Origin of the sequence: Microbacterium sp. SLBN-154, from assembly GCF_006715565.1 — a bacterium.
Taxonomy (GTDB): Bacteria; Actinomycetota; Actinomycetes; order Actinomycetales; family Microbacteriaceae; genus Microbacterium.
Genome location: NZ_VFNL01000001.1, coordinates 128,241 through 146,271, shown reverse-complemented (window position 1 = coordinate 146,271; position 18,031 = coordinate 128,241). Strand labels below are relative to the sequence as shown.

Annotated in this window: 19 protein-coding genes; 12 read left to right on the top strand and 7 right to left on the bottom strand. The window is 65.2% G+C overall.

Annotated elements, in window-relative coordinates; translation table 11 throughout:
- Positions 1-12 precede the first annotated feature (12 nt).
- The 7 genes from FBY40_RS00785 to FBY40_RS00755 form a co-directional block, all read right to left on the bottom strand.
- Entirely contained in the window at positions 13-426 is a 414-nt protein-coding gene (locus FBY40_RS00785; protein ID WP_141935590.1) for a VOC family protein, read from the bottom strand.
- Positions 423-842, bottom strand: coding sequence for a hypothetical protein (locus FBY40_RS00780; protein ID WP_141935588.1), 420 nt, complete (start codon positions 840-842; stop codon positions 423-425). The genes FBY40_RS00785 and FBY40_RS00780 overlap by 4 nt, the downstream gene beginning before the upstream one ends.
- Positions 839-1,672, bottom strand: a complete 834-nt coding sequence (locus tag FBY40_RS00775; RefSeq protein ID WP_268815543.1) for a MerR family transcriptional regulator — start codon at positions 1,670-1,672, stop codon at positions 839-841. Before FBY40_RS00775 ends, FBY40_RS00780 begins: the two co-directional genes overlap by 4 nt.
- A 279-nt stretch (positions 1,673-1,951) precedes the next feature.
- Positions 1,952-2,896, bottom strand: coding sequence for an NAD-dependent epimerase/dehydratase family protein (locus FBY40_RS00770; RefSeq protein WP_160141312.1), 945 nt, complete (start codon positions 2,894-2,896; stop codon positions 1,952-1,954).
- Positions 2,893-3,249 carry a hypothetical protein gene (locus tag FBY40_RS00765; protein WP_141935583.1) on the bottom strand — a complete coding sequence of 119 codons (357 nt, stop codon included), beginning with the start codon at positions 3,247-3,249 and terminating at the stop codon, positions 2,893-2,895. Before FBY40_RS00765 ends, FBY40_RS00770 begins: the two co-directional genes overlap by 4 nt.
- A gap of 96 nt (positions 3,250-3,345) precedes the next feature.
- Positions 3,346-4,098: an SDR family NAD(P)-dependent oxidoreductase gene (locus tag FBY40_RS00760; RefSeq protein ID WP_160141311.1), complete on the bottom strand. Its 753-nt coding sequence runs from the start codon at positions 4,096-4,098 to the stop codon at positions 3,346-3,348.
- 43 nt (positions 4,099-4,141) lie between these two features.
- Complete coding sequence (locus FBY40_RS00755) at positions 4,142-6,376, bottom strand: hypothetical protein (protein WP_141935579.1); 2,235 nt, start codon at positions 6,374-6,376, stop codon at positions 4,142-4,144.
- Positions 6,377-6,471: 95 nt separating this feature from the next.
- On the opposite strand from FBY40_RS00755, the gene FBY40_RS00750 reads away from it, so the two are divergent.
- The 12 genes from FBY40_RS00750 to FBY40_RS00695 all read left to right on the top strand — a co-directional run bounded on the left by FBY40_RS00750 (position 6,472) and on the right by FBY40_RS00695 (position 17,952).
- Positions 6,472-7,704, top strand: coding sequence for a CaiB/BaiF CoA transferase family protein (locus FBY40_RS00750; RefSeq protein WP_141935577.1), 1,233 nt, complete (start codon positions 6,472-6,474; stop codon positions 7,702-7,704).
- A gap of 78 nt (positions 7,705-7,782) precedes the next feature.
- Positions 7,783-8,496: a FadR/GntR family transcriptional regulator gene (locus tag FBY40_RS00745; RefSeq protein WP_141935574.1), complete on the top strand. Its 714-nt coding sequence runs from the start codon at positions 7,783-7,785 to the stop codon at positions 8,494-8,496.
- Positions 8,497-8,578: 82 nt separating this feature from the next.
- Positions 8,579-9,364, top strand: coding sequence for an enoyl-CoA hydratase/isomerase family protein (locus FBY40_RS00740; RefSeq protein WP_200829901.1), 786 nt, complete (start codon positions 8,579-8,581; stop codon positions 9,362-9,364).
- 1 nt (position 9,365) lies between these two features.
- Positions 9,366-10,343: an MBL fold metallo-hydrolase gene (locus FBY40_RS00735; protein WP_160141309.1), complete on the top strand. Its 978-nt coding sequence runs from the start codon at positions 9,366-9,368 to the stop codon at positions 10,341-10,343.
- Between the two features lie 8 nt (positions 10,344-10,351).
- On the top strand, positions 10,352-11,509 hold the full coding sequence (locus FBY40_RS00730; protein WP_160141308.1) for a glycoside hydrolase family 88 protein: 1,158 nt from the start codon (positions 10,352-10,354) through the stop codon (positions 11,507-11,509).
- Positions 11,506-12,237, top strand: a complete 732-nt coding sequence (locus FBY40_RS00725) for an SDR family NAD(P)-dependent oxidoreductase (RefSeq protein WP_141935568.1) — start codon at positions 11,506-11,508, stop codon at positions 12,235-12,237. The genes FBY40_RS00730 and FBY40_RS00725 overlap by 4 nt, the downstream gene beginning before the upstream one ends.
- A 34-nt stretch (positions 12,238-12,271) precedes the next feature.
- Positions 12,272-13,114 carry a hypothetical protein gene (locus FBY40_RS00720; protein ID WP_160141307.1) on the top strand — a complete coding sequence of 281 codons (843 nt, stop codon included), beginning with the start codon at positions 12,272-12,274 and terminating at the stop codon, positions 13,112-13,114.
- Positions 13,111-14,088, top strand: a complete 978-nt coding sequence (locus FBY40_RS00715) for a sugar kinase (protein ID WP_141935563.1) — start codon at positions 13,111-13,113, stop codon at positions 14,086-14,088. Before FBY40_RS00720 ends, FBY40_RS00715 begins: the two co-directional genes overlap by 4 nt.
- Before the next feature lie 35 nt (positions 14,089-14,123).
- Positions 14,124-14,741 (top strand): bifunctional 4-hydroxy-2-oxoglutarate aldolase/2-dehydro-3-deoxy-phosphogluconate aldolase, encoded by a 618-nt coding sequence (locus tag FBY40_RS00710; protein WP_141935560.1) that lies wholly within the window; start codon positions 14,124-14,126, stop codon positions 14,739-14,741.
- Positions 14,742-14,843: 102 nt separating this feature from the next.
- On the top strand, positions 14,844-16,145 hold the full coding sequence (locus FBY40_RS00705; protein ID WP_141935558.1) for an ABC transporter substrate-binding protein: 1,302 nt from the start codon (positions 14,844-14,846) through the stop codon (positions 16,143-16,145).
- Complete coding sequence (locus FBY40_RS00700) at positions 16,142-17,053, top strand: carbohydrate ABC transporter permease (RefSeq protein WP_141935556.1); 912 nt, start codon at positions 16,142-16,144, stop codon at positions 17,051-17,053. Before FBY40_RS00705 ends, FBY40_RS00700 begins: the two co-directional genes overlap by 4 nt.
- Positions 17,053-17,952 carry a carbohydrate ABC transporter permease gene (locus FBY40_RS00695; RefSeq protein WP_200829899.1) on the top strand — a complete coding sequence of 300 codons (900 nt, stop codon included), beginning with the start codon at positions 17,053-17,055 and terminating at the stop codon, positions 17,950-17,952. Before FBY40_RS00700 ends, FBY40_RS00695 begins: the two co-directional genes overlap by 1 nt.
- The last annotated feature ends 79 nt before the right edge of the window (positions 17,953-18,031 follow it).

Genomic DNA, 18,031 nt, shown 5'->3' with positions numbered 1-18,031 from the left:
TCGACGCGGTCGTCATTCGGAAAGCAAAAGTGCTACGCGGTTGCCTTCGGTATCCCAAAGATCCACAATCTCGCTGAGATCGTCAAGGACCCCTATGTCGAGCAGGCTTCCGCCAGCTTCAATCGCTCGGCCCACTGCCTCGCCAATGCTACGGACTCCAAAATAAAGTCTCGCTCCACTCCCGCTGGGGCTGTAGCTCTCGCCCTCGGCGAGGGCGCCGGTCACTCCCAGGGCGTGGCTTTGAACGGGAAACAGAGCCATTCGTTGGCCATCAATAATGACAGGCTCCAACGAGCACTCGAGCAAGGCCTCGTAGAAGCGGATCGCTCGTTCCAGCCGCGCGACGGGCACCTCGAAGTACACCACCGGGTTCTGACCCGTTCCCCGAATCCCTCCCTGGAGGAACGCCTGCAAAGCCGGGCTCACTGCGTTGCTCTTCCTGCCTCGACCTGTCGCAGGGTCGAGATCATCTCGGGCGCACCAGGCACGCGCTTCGCGATCGGGTCGTGGGGCGTGATCACTCGCCAGAATGGGGTGACCTCGTCGACATCAACCCCACGGAAAAGGTCCTCCATCGCGATCTCAGTGATGATTCGCAGGTACATCGCGGTCGTGACCGGGCAGGTCGCGTCAGCCTGCTGCTGGACGGCGACGCTCTCTCGTAGCTCGCGCACACTCATCGTCTGACCCATGGTTACTTTCCCAATGGCCTCAGCGAGAGCAGCGGGTGAGGAGATATGGAGGTGGGAGCCTGCAGGGACGCCGGCAAAGCCCTTTTTGAGGCGCTTCGTCCGAGGTGGCGCGGCGCGGAAGAATTTTTCGCGCGCTGTCATGGCAGTCATGAGTCCCCCCGAGAAGTGGCGATGGCGATCTGCAGCTCCGTGACGTTCGATTCCGGAGATCGAGGGTCCCAAACCAGCGAAATCTCCGCAGCACCGCCCGCAGGCGTCAAGTGACTCGCTTCCAACCACGACATGATCGCCGCATAGGCGCTCCCCAGCTCGATGACATCACCGAGGTGAACGGTGGATGCGACATCGGTTTCGGGGCGCTGGATGAAGGTGACGCGACCGGCAGAGTCCACTGCTTCTGCGACGGGCAATGCTGCGGCGACGACGATGCCGGCATCGTCGGAACGGTCGTACAGGCTCCAGGCAGGGCCGGTCGGATCGACGCCGGCCCTTCCGAGCTCCGCGGAGAGCTCGCCGAAAAGAGCCCCGAAGACTTGGTACAAGCGTTCGGGCGTGTCCTCGGCGGCATCGATTCGTTGCGAGATCGCTGCGAGGAGGACTGCCGGCGCCGACTTCCGAGTGACTTCGTAACTCATGTGAGGATTCCTTTCCAATATCCGGAGTCTCGCTTCGATCGCCGCAATCCGAGCCTCGCTTCGTCGACGCTCGGCGTCCGCCTCAGCCCGACGAAGCGCCAGCATGCCGCTGAGTTCCGCGCTGGCAGGCGGGGACGTGAGGAGTCCACTGATCTGCGTGAGCGTGAAACCTAGCGCCTTGTACGCCTGAACACGGTGCACGGCGATGACCTGCTCGGCCTTGTAGAACCGGTATCCCGTACGCGGATCGACATACGCGGGCCTGAGGAGCCCTCGCCTGTCCCACAGCCGCAACGCGGGAACCGACACCTGCGTGAAGGTCGCGAAATCTCCGATGGTGAACATGACCCTCCTAGTGTTCAACCCTGCACCTAGGTGAGAGTCAAGCCCAACGGGAAGAACATTGTGAGCCGATCCAAACGATTGAAGTACCAAGCGACGATTAGCGGCTGAGTCTGCGTCTGCGGAGGGGCTGTTGGCGAGCCAGCGCGGGGCCGCATCACCCACTCGATGCCCGATTGCGCGAAACACCGAGAGTCGCGGTGGTCGCCCGCTGGAGAATTGGTGGAGGGAAGCGAATAGCTGGACGGGTTCGACGGTGCCAGCCGGCGAAATGGCATCCGGTCAGGGTGCGGTCACGGCCGCGAGAGTTCGCTGCCATGCTTCGTCGATTGGGGTCGCGCGGAGGCCGAACTCCTGGGTGATCGCCGTGCTGTCCACGACGAAGGCGCTGCGGAACTCGTAGGCCATTTCGATGAGTTCCCGCACGGTTGGATTGATCACGCCTACCGCGCGAAGCGCGAACACCGGAATGGTCGTGACTTTCGCCGTGGTTCCAAGCGCGCGGGCCAAGGATTCCACCATCTGCCGGCTGCTGCGCGGATTCGGGTCGTTTGGGAGATGCCATGCGCGGCCGAGCGCGCGATCGTTGGTCCCCAGTTCGGCAAGTCCCTCGCCGATGTCCGGGATGAATGTGTAGGAGTGGACCGTGTCAGGGCTGTCGAATAAGGCGGCGCGTTTCCCTTTGCGGACCGCTGAGATGACGGGGTCTCCGATGGGTGAGGCATTTCCCGCCCCGGGTCCGTAGTAGTCCGATGCTCGTCCGCTTGTCACCGCGACACGGCCCGCTCGGTGGTCCTCCCATAGTTCGTCGGCCATGCGCTTCCGAACCCGCCCTTTCCGTGTGTGCGGGTTCTCTGGGCTTGTCTCGGTGAGGATCTCGCCGTGCGGATCGCCGTACGAGTAGACGTTGTCCATCGCCACGTAGCGCGCGCCGACGCGCTGGGCGGCGGCGAGCACTCCTCGCTGGAGGAGTGGGAACTGGGTCTCCCATTCGTGGTACTCGGGGTTCAGGGTCTGGTAGACCGCCTCGGCCCCGTTCGCGGCGCGGGTTGCGAAGTCCGCGTCGCGGGCGTCGCCGGCGACCACGTCGACGCGCTCGCCGAGAGGGGAGCGGCCCGACCGATTCACCATCCGCACGCGTATCTCCCGGCGAAGGAGCGCTTCTGCGGTTGCGCGGCCGACCGGGCCGGTGCCGAAGACCACGTGGACACCGCTGCCGCCACTCACCACGTCACCCCCACGGTCCGATTCTTACCCAACCGCTCGTTCCGTGAGGGGGAGACTCGAGCGAGAACCATCAGCACAACGCCACTCAGCAAAGTTGCGGCAAGGGCGCCGGTCGCGCCGAAGACGGCGAACTGCCTGTCGACTCCCACTCCCGCGAGGGTCGTCACGCTCCACCCAACCGCCCAGATCGCCGCCGAGGCCGGCACCCACACGAGGCGCGTCCAGCCAAGTCGCCGGGGCAGCGCCAGAGACTGCAGCGACCCCACGACAAGGCCCGTCACGGCGCCCACGGCGGCGAGCGCAGAGAGGGTGGTGGCGAAACCGACGGCGGATGGCCCGTTGAGCTTGTCCATTGGTCTGGCGCCGCTTTCACTCGATTCGCGGGCAGTAGGTTCACTCCCTGCGGAAACGGCAACGCGGGTGTCGACAATCGTCAATATCTGAGTCGCTTAGGACAGCGTGCCGAGGGAGCTTCCCGCGTCGACGGTGAACACGCTCCCGGTGATGCTCTCAGCGGCTGGGGAGGCGAGAAACGCAACGGCGTCGGCGATCTGTTGCGGGGTCTGCGGGCGGCCGAGCGGGATGGCGCGTGATGCGCGGGCGGCATACTGTGGCTCGGTTTCAAATTGGGTACGGGCAAGTCCAGCCATCACGATTCCCGGCGCGACTGCATTGGCGCGGATGCCGTGCGCTGACAGTTCCAGCGCCGCGGAGCGCATGAGCTGATTCATCCCCGCCTTCGAAGCACTGTAGGCGGATATCTCCGGCCAGGGTCGTTCCGCAACCCATGAGCTAACGAAGATGAGGACACCTTCTGTTTTCCGCGCGACCATGCGGCGCGCTGCAGCCTGTGCGGCGAGAAACGCGCCGGTCAGATTGACGTCGAGAGTCCGTCGCCATACTTCTGGCCCGACACTGAGAAATGGCTGCGCTCTCACCATCCCCGCGCAGAGGACAGCGACGTCGAGGGGTCCCTCGCCGCGCTCGATCACAGCCCCGACGTCAGCGGCCAAGGTGGTGTCGACGTGGTGATACTCCACCGGCATCCCCACAGACAGCTCATCAGCCCGCACCCGCCCGGTCTCTTCGGGCAGCACGTCGGTGATCGTGACGCGGAAGCCATCGCGAGACAGCGTCCGGGCGATGGTGCCGCCGATGTCGCCCGCGCCTCCCGTGATTACTGCGGTGGGTGGCGATGACATGGGCCTCTCCTTCTCCGTCGAGCAATTTGCCTCATTCTCGGTGTCAGGCGGACTGAATCTGAACCCTGATCCACTCCACTGGCTCATCGGCGATCGTCGGGGAGAGTTCTAGCTCGATCCAGCCGTCACTGAGAGCGACATCGACTGCGGTCTCCCCGTCGCGAAGGATCGCGTGAGCGATCGCGCTTCCCTCCGCCACCGAAGCCACGCGGAGCGTGCCCTTTCCGGCAGGAACCACTCCGAGCGTCTGCGCAGCCTTGATCGGCCGCTCGTCGAGCGAAGCGACGACGACATCACCGGTGGCGTGGATCAACCCCGACACCTCGGCAGGCAGGAACGCGCCGTCGCGGGGTGTGGTGCGGAGGGCGGCGACGGTGACACCGTCGCGCTCGGTGCGAAGCCAGGATCGTGCGTGGGCAGTCGTGGACCCAGCGTGAGTCTTCGAGTCGAGCGCCTCGACCTTCGCGGGCTCGGTGCTGCGTCGCGTGAGCTTGCTGAGACCACGGTAGCGGGCGATGTCCAGCGCACTCGGCGTCGTGTCGCTCTGGTCCCCGTCGAAGCTGTTGAGCGAGCCGAGCGGACCCGATGCCACCGTGTCGAACCAGATGTCGCGAACCTCCCTCCAGTCGTACCCTCCCGAGCCATAGGTGGGCACGCCAAACCGTGTGAGGAGCGAGCTGAAGAAGAGTCGCCGGTTGACTTCCGCGCCGTATTCGCCGGCGTTGAGATAGAGGTCGTCGGTGCTGTGCTGGTCGACATAGTCGAGGAGGAGCGGCGAAAGGTTGTAGTACATCACCACGACGTCGGGATCGACCTCGCGCATGGCACCGACGACGATCTTGAGGGCTTCCAGCAGGATCCGCTCTCCACCCCACTCTCGCCTTTCGGGCGCGGCGTTCCGCATAGAGGGGAGCTCATAGCCGAAATCGAACTTGACGAGGTCGGGACGGTAGCGGCGCATGAACTGCCGCGCAGTCTCCGACAGCAATTCGGCTACGTGCGGCTTCGAGACGTCGAACAGGTAGTACGGCTCGGCGATGATGGAGCGCATCACGGGTTCGCCGTCCGGGCCCTTGAGCATGTCGTCCACCGTCAACCCCATGCTCGCCGGGTCCTGGCACCGCAGGAAGGCGGCCCAGAGGCCAATCGCGCGACCGTCCCCGCGCACTCGGTCGAGGAACTCCTCGAATCGCGGGAATCGCTCTTCGTCATGGCGCAACTGGCCGTAGCTCGCCTCCCAGCGGTCGTCGATGACGAACATCTCCGGTTCCAGCCCGCTCGAACCGAGTTGGTCGTACATCAGCTCGAGCGACTGCTGACTGAGGTCGCTGGCTGCCCAGTCGTTCGCCACCTGCGCACCCCAGGTGTTCCACTGCGACATCGTCACCCGCTTCGTCTTCAGCGGGGAGGGGGTCTTCGGGGTCACGATTCCCAGGTGCTGGAGCGCATCGAAGTACTCATCGATCGCTCGACGGAGATCCGTGCCAAGCGCCCAGACCCACGGGGTACCCACGGTGACATCGCCATCCCCGGTGAGGTGGGTGCCCCACCTGCTGCCGAAGACGCGCACGAACGGGGTCGCGTACTCGTCGAAGTAGCGGACGAAGATGTCGCCCGCGGGCACGTCGAGGAGGCCCATCACGAGAACGTCTGACGAGTGCTTCGTGAGAGCGTTCTTCGACGTTCCCCAACCATCGATCGACCATCCGCCCCAGAAGTAGGGCGGCAGACCCCACTGTTGTTGGACGAAGGCGTTCTCATCTGTGCTGCCGCGTCCGATCGTCGAGACGATGCTGAGGCGGACCTTGGCGGGGATGACCGGCGCGAGAATCGACGACTCCGTCGAGCCAGGGTGCAGGAAGAACTGGGAGTGGAATCCCGGAACCGGGCCGTGGTCCGCATCGTTGCGGGCGAATAGGCTCACGGACTCGACATGCGTGCGGGACGGAGAGGCGTACCGGGTCGGGGCGGTCTGGATCACGGTGTCGTCGAAGTCGTACCGCACGCGTGTCGTGCCGTCGCCGTTGACCCCGCGGAAGATCAGCTCCACAGCGCGATCGTCCTCCGTGCGCGTCTCCGCCAGGAATCCCAACTCGTTGCGGAGAGTACCGGTCTCGCTCTCGCTGACTTCGACGCTTGGCTGGGCGCTCCCCGTGGCGACGGTGCGACCCGTCGAATCGCGGAGCGTGAACGTCGCGTCGCGCTTGTTCAGTGACCAGGAGTACCCGCTCGCGGAGACACGGAGGTCATCTGCGGAGTCATGGATCTTGACGGCCATATCTTCCCCTATCGTTATGTATGGGATTCATATAATACTATTTTAACGCTTCACATATCAACGGTCCGCGGGCCGTCGCGACGAGAGGGAACATTATGACGACGGATCTTCACCGTGAGGGAGCGCTCGCAGGTTTGCGTGTTCTCGATGCGACGCAGATGCTCGCTGGACCCCTCGCCGGCACGCGCCTCGGCGATCTCGGTGCCGATGTGATCAAGGTGGAGAGTCCGAACGGGGGCGAGTTCAATCGCACCCACGGTTTCGGCGATCAGACCGTCGACGGACAGATGACGACCTTCGTCGCGGTGAATCGAAACAAGCGCTCGCTCGCGATCGACTTGAAGGATCCCGAAGCGCTCACGGCGTTTCGAACGCTCATCCGCTCAGCGGACGTCTTCATCCAGAACTTCCGACGCGGAACCGCGACGCGTCTGGGTATCGGCTACGAACAGCTCAGAGAGCTCAACCCTCGACTGATTTACTGCTCGATCTCCGGGTACGGGGCGTCCGGACCCTACGCGGATCGACCGGGACAGGACCTGATCGTGCAGGGATACTCCGGCTCAATGTTCTCCGTGGGCCGAGCGGACGACGATCCGGCTCCCGGCGCGCTCTGGGCGGCGGACGTCATGACGGGGTACCAGGCGGTTATCGGCATCCTGGCGGCGCTGCAGTCGAGGGAGCGCACCGGCGATGGCCAGCACGTCGAGGTCGACATGTACTCGGTCGTTCTCGACGCGCAGCTCCAGGAGCTTGTCACGTACCTCAATACGGGTTTCAATCCCCAGCGGTCCGCGGAACCTTCCGCCCACGCAGCGATACCCGCGCCGTATGGCGTCTATCGGACTGCGGACGGCTGGCTGACGCTCGCCATGTCGCCCCTGCCGGCCCTCGGTGCAATGCTGGACGATCCGTGGCTCGCCTCACTCAGTGCGTATAACGACGGGCACGATCGTCGCGACGAGGTGTTCGCGCACATCCGCGACCGGTTCGTCGGCGGTACGACGGCGGAATGGGTACGGCTGGCAGACGAGCACGGCGTCTGGGCCGGGCCGGTCTACGACTATCCCGATCTCGTCAACGATCCGCACCTCCTTGCGACGGGAACCTTCGTCGAGCAGCCCTCGGCGGGTCGAGGAGCGCCGGTCCGGACGGTCAGGCCGCCGATCCGGCTTTCGGGCACGCCGACGGCGATCCGCAAGGGTGCGCCCGCGCTGGGAGCGGATTCCGTCGCAATCCTTCGGGACGCCGGAGTCGACTCCTCATCGATCGACCGTCTCATCGATAGCGGCGCCCTGCTGTCGACACGCACCGAACTGGCCCGGTGACGGTGCTAATCGGCGCCTGTCCGGATTCGGACCGGCCGGCTCTCCTCCGTCGGTCCGGTCCGCCTCTATGATCGCAAGGTGAGCGCTTACGGAGGACGTGGCCTGCATGGGCAGGTCGTTGACGCGCTCGGCTCGCGGATCCTCCGCGGACAGATCGGACCAGGAGAGCTGATCGATCCTGACGCCGTGCTGGCCGAGTTCGGGGTGTCCCGCACGGTCGTGCGCGAGGCGTTCAAGGTTTTGGCGGCGAAAGGGCTTGTAGACGCGCGGCCTAGGACCGGGACCTACGTCACAAAGCGCTCACGCTGGCAGCTCCTGGATGCCGACGTCATGGCGTGGCGCACGGCAGGTTCGGTCGATCCCCTGCTCCTGACGGAACTCGGCGAAGTGCGGCAGATCTTCGAGCCGCACGCCGCGGCGATGGCGGCGCAGCGTCGGAGCCCCGAGCAGATCGCGTTGCTCGAGGGGAGCGTCCAGCGCATGCGAGACAGTCAGAGTCATGAGGTGCTGATCCAAGCCGACCTCGACTTCCATCGCCTGATACTCGCAGCCGCGGGCAACGAGCTGCTGCAGCGCATCGAGGTCATTCTGGAGCCGGCGCTTCGCGCGCGCGACGCGTTGATGCACAGTGATCCGGCTGACTTCACATTCGTCGACGAGCACGGCGAGATCTTCCGCGCCATCGCCGACGGGGACTCGGAAGCGGCGTTCGCACTGACCGACCGGATGATGTGTCGAGCGGCCGAGGATGTACAGCAGATCCTCCAGGCCGCCACCTCCGCGGACGGGTGAGCGCGTCCCCGGCGCGAGAGCAGGACTTGTCTTTCGGTCTAATGGTCATATAATAAGAGCAACCGATTGGAGACCCATGTCTGTGTTGCCCGGCTCCGTCCGACTCGACCGCGAAGGCCATTACGCGCACCTCATCATCGACCGGCCGTCCAAGCTCAACTCGATGACGGTCGACATGGACCGCCAGATGAATGAACTCGTTTACGAGATCAACAACGATGCGGACATCCGATGCGTGGTCCTGCGCGGCGAGGGAACTCGGGCGTTTAGCGCGGGCAGCGACATCAACGATCTGGGCGAGTACGGAACCAACTGGGAATACCGCAACCGATTCGATCGACGGCGCGACTACGTTCGGGCCGTATGGCAGATTCGCAAGCCGGTCATCGCTGCCGTCAACGGGTATGCCTACGGCGGCGGGCTCGAGATGGCGTGCGCCTCGGACATCCGGATTGCAGGAACTGGCGCTGCGTTCTCCGCGGGCGAGATCAGATGGGGATGGCATGCCGGATCGGGGCAGACGCAATTCCTCACCCGACTTATCGGCGCCGGGCATGCGGCGAAGCTGCTGATGACAGGGCTCCCGATGGGGGCAGAGGAGGCGCATGCCGTCGGGCTTGTACAAGAACTGCTCGAGCCAGAGGATGTCGTCCCCCGCGCGGTCGAGCTCGCGGAGTTGATCGCCTCCCTATCGCCCATTGCGATCGAGCGGACGAAGTTCATGATTCGTTCGGCTGAGAACCTGCCGATGGAGGCCGCGCTGCTCGTGGAGAATGACTCCTTCGCGTACATCATGATGACCGAGGATGCCGAAGAGGGACGTCGGGCGTTCGCCGAGAAGCGGACTCCGCAGTTCCGCGGTCGATGACATGTCGCGACACTACGAGCTCACCGAACCGGCGCCGCGTGTGCACCGAATCGACTCGATGCTCGGCGGACGACTGCTCAGCCTCTATCTCGTTCGCGGCGACCGGGAAGCGCTTCTCTTCGACACCGGCGTCCGCGGCACGATCACGGACAGTCTGCTGCCCGCGCTCGCAGAGGTGGGAGTGGAACCGGCCGCGGTCAGGACGGTGCTCGTCTCGCACTGCGATGTCGACCACTTCGGTGGCATAGAGGACGTGCGAGCTCACCTTCCCTCCGCCCGCCTCCTCGCTCACGAGCGAGATCGACCGATCGTGGAAGACATCGAGAGCTTCCTCGCCTCTCGAGGGCGGGGCTTCGCCAAGGAGTACGGTCTCGACGAGTCCGCCGAGACGATCGCCTGGATGCGCGAAGTCGGCGGCGCAGGGCGGCTGGACGGGGTCGTGGAGGACGGCGATGCACTTGACCTCGGCGGGGTCACCGTCCGGGTGCACCACGTACCCGGTCACACCGAGGGTCACATAGCGGTCGGTGTTCACGATGGGAGCGTTCTGATCGTCGGTGACGCGGTCCTCGGAGAGTCCGTCGACCTCGCGGACGGCACTCCCGCCTTCCCGCCCACCTACCGCTACGTCGACGACTACCGGCGCACGATCGCCCAGCTCGCCACGATGGAGCCGGCTCTGCTGTTGACGGCACACTACCCGACCATGGGCTCTCGACAAGCGTCGCTGTTCCTCGACCGAAGTCGCTCGTATACGACCGAGCTGGAGCAGATCGTCGTCGATGAACTGGGCCGACGAGAGGGGGCGAGCCTGGACGATCTGCTCGAGGCAGTGAATCCTCTGGCTGGGTCATGGCCGCAGGAAGGCACCGAGGGTGCGCTGGCCTACCCGGTGATCGGCCACCTCGAGGATCTCGAATCCCGGGGGATCGTCCGCCGCAGCGGCGTCCCCGGCGACTATCGTTGGGCTCTCGCATGAATGACGGGGTGGCTTGGGGCGCGCACGCGTACGACGCCGAGATCGACTCACGCAAGTGGCTGCAACGCAGCCAGAAGAGCGGGCCACCCGAACCCGCTCTGCTGGACGAGTCTTTCGCCCGGGGGCTCGCTGAGGGGATCACCCGCCTGCCGTTCGCCACATGGAACTTCGGCGACTCTGTCGCATTCGAGGCGCTCGTATCGTGGGCCGATTTCTCGGACGAGGAAAGGTGGGCGTCCTTCGTGCACGGCTGGGGACGGGCATGGGAGACGCGATCACGACCGTTCGTCCGACTCGATGCCACGGTCCCGGGGAGTGCTCTGGTGTCGGTCGCGAAGCGCTACGGTGACCCTCGGCTGATCGACGGGTTGGCCGAGCTCGCCACCTACCTTATGAGCAGGCCTCTGATCGACGGCGTCTACGAGCTCTGGGAGAGCGCCCCCCTGATCACGCCATATGGTGATGCGGACATGCGCGATCGCGATCGGCGGTTGCTGGCATCCCCACCACCCTGCATCTGCGTCGACTCGCTGCACTTCGATCCGCCGTTCCTGATGGCGCTCGGAAACGCGCTCCGCGACGATCACCTCATTGCAGCCGCACTGCAGCAGGCCCGCGGGTTCGTCTCCCTGCTCCAGGGCGCGAACGGACTGTTCCACCATTTCCTCCTCCGGGGCGAGGAAGGACTCTTCGGGCCGGGCTGGGGGCGCGGCCAGGGGTGGGCGCTCCTCGGCCTGCTCGACGTGATCGGCACTCACCCGGGTGGAGCGGATGCTGAGGAGCTGGCGTTGCTCGTAGCATCCGTCCAGCGCCTGATCGGCGCGATGATCCGTTGTCAGCGCGCGGACGGCCACTGGCCTGTCGTGCTGACGCAGCCGGACTCGGGCGACGAATACTCCACGACGGCGTTCATGATCACCGGCTTTCTGCGTGCCGCTCGATCGGGCATCGTCGGGCATGACCTGGTGGCCGAAGCCGTGGGTAAGGCCGCACAGGCGCTCTCGCGATCTTTCGACGCCGACGGCTCCCTGCGTCTGGTCTCGTCCGCGGTGTACACCTCGACGGTGGATGACCACTATGCCCACGTGCCGCGCGGATTCGTTGTGCCCTGGGGTCAGGGACCTGCGTTGCTCGCCGTGATCGAACTTCTGCGTGAGGGTCGATGATGGGCGCGCTACTCGTCACCGGCGCAGCTCACGGAATCGGGGCCGCGACGGCCCACCGCCTTGCGGACCGCTTCGAGAAAATCTTTGTCGCCGATATAGACGAGGCTGGCGCGGGGTCCGTCGCGGAGGCGATCGAGATGGCTGGCGGCCGCGCAGAGTCGGTTCTTCTGGACGTCGCAGACCGGTCGTCGTGGCGCGATCTCCGCCGCCGTGTGGACGGAGGTTCGACGCCCGTCGCCGCCGTCGTGAACAACGCCTTCACGCTTACCCTCGCCGCGGCGCACGAGCTGGCCGAGGAGCAGTGGGAGAACCAACTGTCCGTGAACCTCGGGGCGGTGTACCGGTCAATCGCAACCTTCCATGATCAGCTGCTGTCGGAGCGGGGGAGCGTGGTGAACGTCGCCAGTGTGCACGCCATCGCGGCCTGGCCGAGGCACCCCGCCTACGCTGCCGCGAAAGGCGGGGTGATGGCTCTCACCCGCCAACTCGCGGTCGAGTACGCGCCGGCCATTCGAGTCAACGCCGTCGTTCCGGGCTCGGTGATGACGCGGGCCTGGAACGGCACGACCCGTGATGAGAGGGCCGGGCACCTCACCCACATTCCGCTGGGCCGCTTCGGCACGCCTCACGACGTCGCCGGCGCTGTCGCCTTCCTCCTGGGTCCCGACGCGGCATACATCACCGGGACGAGCATCCTCGTCGACGGTGGATTGACGTCCACAGTATGAGCGCCGGCCCCTGTCGCACGAGCGAGCGCTGCTCATGAGCACCTGGCCCGAATCGGACAGCATCCAGGTCATCGGAGGCGGAGAGCTCACAGCTCAGGTGATACCGCAACGCGGTGGAAAAGTCGCCTCCCTCAGGGATAGGACCGGACGCGAGTGGCTCGCGCAACCCGAACAGCCGGTCGGCTCGCCTGCGAGAGTGGGAGCCAACTTCCTCCGGGCGGAGATGGCGGGATGGGACGAGTGCGCGCCGACGATCGTCGCATGCACGCTCGACGGCCGTGCGCTTGCGGACCACGGCTCCCTGTGGACCGCGGCATTCGTCGCCGATGGCAGCACTCTCACCACGTCCGACGAGCATTACGGCTTTGACTTCAGCCGAACCATCGTCGTGGACGGCGACGGGCTCCGGTTCGACTACTGGGTAAGGTCCGAGAGAACCCTTCCGTTCCTCTGGGCTGCCCACCCGCAGTTCCAGGCTCCCCCGGGCACGTACGTCGAGCTCCCGTCGCGTGTCGACCGGGTGGTCGACGTGCTCGATCCCACGCTTCGCTCCTTCGCCTGGTCGCCTGCGGCGGCCGCGATCGACGACCTGGAGCCCGGGGGCTGCCGCAAGCTGTATGCCGACCCAGAGCGTTCCGTTCAGCACGCCACCCTCGTCAGACCCGACGGCGCGCTGCAGTTGACCTGGTCCGGGGAGTGTCCGTACATCGGTTTGTGGCTCGAGAAGGGCATGTTCCGACGTGAACCGGTGATCGCAATCGAGCCGACGACCGGCTTCTTCGACTCGCTCGCCACGGCGGTCGCACTGGACAGGTGCGCACAGGTGTCGCCCGACGCCCCGCTGCGCTGGTCACTTCATTTGCGGGTCCTATCATGACCGGCGCGCTCTCGATCTTGCACGCGCCTCTCCCCGGCCTTACGCAGTTCGTCACGGTGGGCGAGTCGCTCATCGCCTTCAGCTCCGACCACCGCTGGCGTTCGAGCGCGGCCGCGCACGTGCGGACGGCGGGGGCCGAGTCCAACGTCGCGATCGCGGTGGTCAGACTCGGCGGGACCGCGACGTGGATGGGGCGGGTCGGGGCCGACGGGCTCGGCGAACGGGTGATCGCCGACCTTCAGGCGGAGGGCCTCGTGGTAAAGGCCGTCCTCGATCCCTCGCCGACATCGCTCATCGTGAAGGAGCGGCGGCATCCCGATCTCACCCGCGTTGAGTATCACCGGGGGGACGGGCCGGGTGCGCACCTTCGACCGGAGGATCTGGACCCCGCATCGATCGCCGGGGCTGCCATTCTTCACCTCACCGGTGTGACGGCAGCCCTCAGCGCGTCAGCCCTCGAGACCGTGCGCGCGGCGATCGCCATCGCGAAGTCTGCAGGGGTGCTGGTCTCGTTCGACGTGAACTACCGGAGCAAGCTGTGGAGTGTCGCGACCGCCCGGCCGGTCCTGCGGGTGCTGGCGGCGGAGGCGGACCTCCTCTTCGTGGGGGACGACGAACTGCATCTCCTCACCCATGAGATCGGGGATGACCTCACCGCTGCCGAGTGGGCTCTTGATCAGGGCGTGCGAGAAGTGGTGCTGAAGCGCGGCGCGCGCGGAGCCGCCGCCGTCGTGCGTGGCCGGATAGTGGAGACCGATGCGCGCCGCACACGCGTGGTCGACGCGGTCGGAGCGGGGGACGCCTTCGCCGGCGGCTACATCGCGGAGCTTCTCGCAGGACATGACCTCGACGCGCGCCTGGCGACCGGTGTCGCTTGTGGGGCGGCCGCCGTCGCAAGCGCCGGCGACTGGGAAGATTCGCTCACCCGCGCCGACCTGCGGGCGCTCGATTCGTCGGCTCGAGTGGACCGTTGAAGCCGTCGGGGCACCTCCGAAGAACTGGAGACAGTATGCAGCAAGGCGACACGCGGGCAGATGGCCGGGACATCCTGTCGCTGATCGAACGAACCCGCGTCATCGGCATCATTCGCGCGGATGCGCCCGACAAAGCGCTACGGGACGCTCGACGGCTGCTGGGCGCCGGAATCGAGGCAATTGAGATTTCCCTTGTCACTCCAGGTGCGCTCGCCGTGATCGACGAGCTCACCGCCGACGGTGTGGCGGTCGGTGTTGGCACCGCCCTCCACCCGCGTCAAGTTGCGGCCGCCGCTGACGCGGGCGCGCGATTCGTCGTGTCGCCGGATCTGAACACCGAGGTGATCCGAGCAACGCTCGAGCGTGGACTCGTCAGCGTCCCGGGCGCCGGATCGGTCACAGAAGCCCTCGCCGCGCGACGCGCCGGCGCGCATCTCGTGAAGCTTTTCCCAGCTACCACGTTCGGCCCTCACGGCGTACGCGGAGTACTCGCGTCTGTACCGAGCCTGCCCCTCGCGCCCACAGGCGGGGTGACGATGCTTGCCGCGCAACACTATCTACGGGCCGGCGCGGTGGCCGTCGGGATGGGCAGTGCGCTCGTGGAGGCTGCGGAAAGTGATCCCGAAGCAATCCGAAACCTTGTAACGCATTAGTAATATAAACATATTGACTGACAACAATGCGGGTTCTACTCTCGAGTTGAGGCGATCACGGACGCCGGAACTCCACCCGAACACACCGAAAGCGAGTCGAAGATGACCACATGGAGCAAGAGAGGCTTGAGTGCACTGGCACTCGCCGCCGGCGCCACCCTCGTCCTTACCGGTTGCCTCGGAGGCGCGAGCGGGGGTGGCGCATCCGGTGAGGAAACAACGGGTACGGACGCCGAAGGTCCGCTGACAATCCAGTCGCGGCTGACTGCGGGAGAAGCGGAGGGGCTCCAGGCAGTTGTCGATGCCTTCAACGAGAAGGGCCTCGGCGAGGTCGAGATCAACGAGGTTCCCGCCAATACTTACCGCGAGCAGCTGCCGACGTACCTCACCGCTGCCAATCCCGCCGACATCTTCACCTGGCTTGCGGGAGAGGCGACGAGGACCTTCGCCGACGAGGGACTCGTGCTCGATATCTCGGACATCTGGGAGGACTTCACCTTCTCAGACGCCTTTCGCGAATTGAGCCAGGACTCCGACGGGAACGAGGTGTTTGTTCCCACCTCGAACTACTGGTGGGGCGTGTACTACGACACTCGTGTGTTCGATGAGCTCGGTCTCCAGGAGCCGACCACGTGGGAGGAGTTCCTCGCGGTCTGCGAGGCGATGGAGAGTGCCGGAATCACCCCAATTGGGCTGGGCCTCTCCGACACGGCGTGGATGGCATCGGCGTGGTTCGACTACCTGAACATGCGAGTGAATGGCCCCGAGTTCCACCTCGACCTTCTCGCCGGCGAGGAATCGTTCGATAGCCCCGAGGTGCAGCAAGTCTTCGAATACTGGGACGAGATTCTTCCCTACTTCGACACGAATGCCGGCGGACTGCCATTCCAGCAGGCCACGACCGATTGGATCCAGGGCCGAACCGGGATGTACCTCGCAGGCGCGTGGATCGAGTTCAACCTGCCGCAGGATGAGCTGGAGTACTTCGACTTCTTCAAGTTCCCGGAGATCGACCCCGGCGTGTCGGACGGGGAGGAGGCGCCCACTGACGGGTTCTTTGCAAGCGCCAGGACCGACCAGCCGCAGCTGGCTAAGGAGTTCCTCAGCTATCTCGCAAGCGCCGAGGCGCAGGAAATCATGTTCGAGGCAGTGGGAAGCGCAACCCTGCTCCCGACAAACCCGGATGCGAACGTCACTCTCAGCCCAGTCGCCGAGAAGGGCCGCGCTCTTCTGGAGAACGCGGACGTGCTGACTCAGTTCTTCAACCGGGACGCTGGCGACGACATCCAGCCGTCCGCCGACCAAGCGCTCACCAAGTACCTGGCCGGTGTCGAAGAAACGTCCGTCATTCTCGAGCAGTGGCAGGTCGAGGCTCAGCAGGCGCGCGACGCACGAGCGCAATGAGCACCACTGCCCCGAAGCGCACTACCTTCCGGCGGCGGGTTTCCAGCCCGCCGCCGGCGGTGTATGCACTCGTGCTGATTCCGTTCCTGATCGAGGCGTTCGTTGTCTTCTGGCCGGCCCTCAACGGGATCGCACTGTCCTTCCTGAGCTGGAACGGCTATAGCGAAGCGCAATTCGTCGGATTCGACAACTACGCCCGAATGGCCACCGATCCGGTCTTCGTCATCGCATTGCGGAATACCGCGATCTGGCTGGTCGTATTCGGAGGAATCTCCTTCGTCGGAGGACTGGCGGTGGCGCTGCTCCTGCAGTCCGAACGCCGCGGAGTCGGCGTGTACCGGACCGCGCTGTTCCTTCCCATGGTCTTCTCCCTAGTCGTGACGGCGCTCATCTGGAATGCGATCTACCAGCCCAGCGGCATCCTGAACACGTTCCTCACCGCGATCGGGCTCGAGAGTTGGACACGCCTGTGGCTGGGCGACCCGAACACCGCACTCCTCGCGGTGATCGTGGCCGCACTCTGGCGCCAGATTGGCTACATCATGGTGCTGTTCATCGCGGGACTTAAGGCGATCGATCCTGCCCTGATCGAGGCCGCGCGAGTTGACGGCGCGAACGCATGGCAGCGCTTGCGATTCATCACCCTTCCGCAGCTGCGAAGCGTGAATCTCGTCGTGATATCGATCCTCGTGATCGACGCGCTGAGGTCGTTCGACATCGTGTACTCGATGACGCGCGGAGGACCTTTCCGGTCGACCGAGCTTCTGAGCACGTACATGTTCGAGGCGGCCTTCACGTCGCGCCAGCTTGGATACGGTTCTGCTCTCGCAGTAGTGATCTTCCTTCTCGCGGTCGGTGTGATCATCACCTATCTCACGCGTGCTTTCGCAGATAGCAAGGAGGACTGATGGCGCTCATCGACGACGCCCGTCCCATGATCATCGACGCGCTCGAGGAGAAGCCCGCTCGGAGACGGTCAGCATGGAGACGACCTCTGCGGACCGCCGCCTTCCACTTGAGCGCAGGTTCCATCGCCCTGCTGTGGTTCGCGCCCATCGCGCTCGTGCTGCTCATGTCCTTTCGGACATTCGATGACATAGCTCGCAATGGGGTCGGATCACTGCCGCAGAGCTTCTCGCTCACTGCCTACCCCGACGTGTGGGAGGGCGCGGGGATGGCTCAGGCGTTGCTGAACTCGTTCCTCATCACGATTCCGACTGTGGCGCTTTCACTCTTCCTCTCGTCGATCGCGGCGTTCGGGCTGAGCCGATACCGGATCCGCTTCTGGCGGGCGATCCTTCTGATCATGCTCGCTGGCAACCTGCTCCCGGTCCAGGTCATCCTCATTCCGGTGGCGAAGATGGCTGAGTCGCTCGGTCTGTACGACTCACTCTTCGCTGTCATCGGGGTGCAGACGGCCTTTGGGCTCGGCTTCTACACCTTCGTTCTATACGGCTTCATGAGGGGCATCCCGAATGAACTCCAGGACGCCGCATCGATCGATGGTGCAGGAGTGATGCGCACGTACTGGCAGGTCGTGCTACCGCTGTGCAAGCCCGCACTCGCCGCCCTCGGCGCGCTCGCGTTCACGTGGATCTTCAACGATCTGCTGCTGTCGCTGACGCTCCTCCAAACAGACAGCAAGTTCCCGATCACCGCGGCCGTGCTTTCCCTGCTCGGTCAGTACGGCGGTGAGTGGAACCTGATCGCCGCAGCGACCGTTATTGCTGCGCTTCCGTGCGTGATCGTCTTCCTCATCTTCCAGCGCAGCTTCATTGGCGGTCTCGCTTTGGGTGCCGTGAAGTAGGCCCGCGGAAGAGACACCACATCGTCGCTGCACCCTTTCGCGCGCCGGAGCCTCTGAACGGCCAGGTGCGCCTCACCTC

What these genes read in the sequence shown, in the direction of transcription:
- FBY40_RS00725 (WP_141935568.1), top strand. Translation starts at nt 11,506, where the DNA reads ATGATGGGCGCGCTACTCGTCACCGGCGCAGCTCACGGAATCGGGGCC.
- FBY40_RS00750 (WP_141935577.1), top strand. Translation starts at nt 6,472, where the DNA reads ATGACGACGGATCTTCACCGTGAGGGAGCGCTCGCAGGTTTGCGTGTT.
- FBY40_RS00735 (WP_160141309.1), top strand. Translation starts at nt 9,366, where the DNA reads ATGTCGCGACACTACGAGCTCACCGAACCGGCGCCGCGTGTGCACCGA.
- FBY40_RS00775 (WP_268815543.1), bottom strand. Translation starts at nt 1,672, where the DNA reads ATGTTCACCATCGGAGATTTCGCGACCTTCACGCAGGTGTCGGTTCCC.
- FBY40_RS00705 (WP_141935558.1), top strand. Translation starts at nt 14,844, where the DNA reads ATGACCACATGGAGCAAGAGAGGCTTGAGTGCACTGGCACTCGCCGCC.
- FBY40_RS00700 (WP_141935556.1), top strand. Translation starts at nt 16,142, where the DNA reads ATGAGCACCACTGCCCCGAAGCGCACTACCTTCCGGCGGCGGGTTTCC.
- FBY40_RS00760 (WP_160141311.1), bottom strand. Translation starts at nt 4,098, where the DNA reads ATGTCATCGCCACCCACCGCAGTAATCACGGGAGGCGCGGGCGACATC.
- FBY40_RS00710 (WP_141935560.1), top strand. Translation starts at nt 14,124, where the DNA reads ATGCAGCAAGGCGACACGCGGGCAGATGGCCGGGACATCCTGTCGCTG.
- FBY40_RS00695 (WP_200829899.1), top strand. Translation starts at nt 17,053, where the DNA reads ATGGCGCTCATCGACGACGCCCGTCCCATGATCATCGACGCGCTCGAG.
- FBY40_RS00780 (WP_141935588.1), bottom strand. Translation starts at nt 842, where the DNA reads ATGACTGCCATGACAGCGCGCGAAAAATTCTTCCGCGCCGCGCCACCT.
- FBY40_RS00765 (WP_141935583.1), bottom strand. Translation starts at nt 3,249, where the DNA reads ATGGACAAGCTCAACGGGCCATCCGCCGTCGGTTTCGCCACCACCCTC.
- FBY40_RS00715 (WP_141935563.1), top strand. Translation starts at nt 13,111, where the DNA reads ATGACCGGCGCGCTCTCGATCTTGCACGCGCCTCTCCCCGGCCTTACG.
- FBY40_RS00755 (WP_141935579.1), bottom strand. Translation starts at nt 6,376, where the DNA reads ATGGCCGTCAAGATCCATGACTCCGCAGATGACCTCCGTGTCTCCGCG.
- FBY40_RS00720 (WP_160141307.1), top strand. Translation starts at nt 12,272, where the DNA reads ATGAGCACCTGGCCCGAATCGGACAGCATCCAGGTCATCGGAGGCGGA.